General features: G+C 61.2%; 1 protein-coding gene. It reads left to right on the forward strand.

Features of this window, described 5'->3' with window-relative positions; all coding sequences use genetic code 11:
- A partial coding sequence (locus SB847_RS21800) for an ATP-binding cassette domain-containing protein (protein ID WP_410578796.1) occupies positions 1 to 196 on the forward strand: 196 nt, incomplete at its 5' end.
- Between the last annotated feature and the right edge of the window lie 54 nt (positions 197 to 250).

Below are 250 nucleotides of genomic sequence, written 5' to 3' on the forward strand. Positions count from 1 at the left end.
GGGGCTGCAGCGGGCATTCGGTGGCATTCACGCCGTCGAGAACGTCAACGTGACGATTGGCCCACGCGATCTTCTGTGCGTAATTGGCCCGAATGGTGCGGGCAAGAGCACGCTGGTCGGGCTGTTGTCCGGAGCAATCCCCCCCGGCGCCGGAGAGTTGTATCTCGCTGGCGAGCGCGTGACGGGAATACGTTAATCGACGTATTCCGGTCGTCAATTTGGCTTTCTACATTGCGTCCAACCCTCGCCC

It is taken from the genome of Bacillus sp. SIMBA_026, from assembly GCF_046535335.1.
In the GTDB taxonomy this organism is placed as follows: domain Bacteria; phylum Bacillota; class Bacilli; order Bacillales; family Bacillaceae; genus Bacillus; species Bacillus velezensis.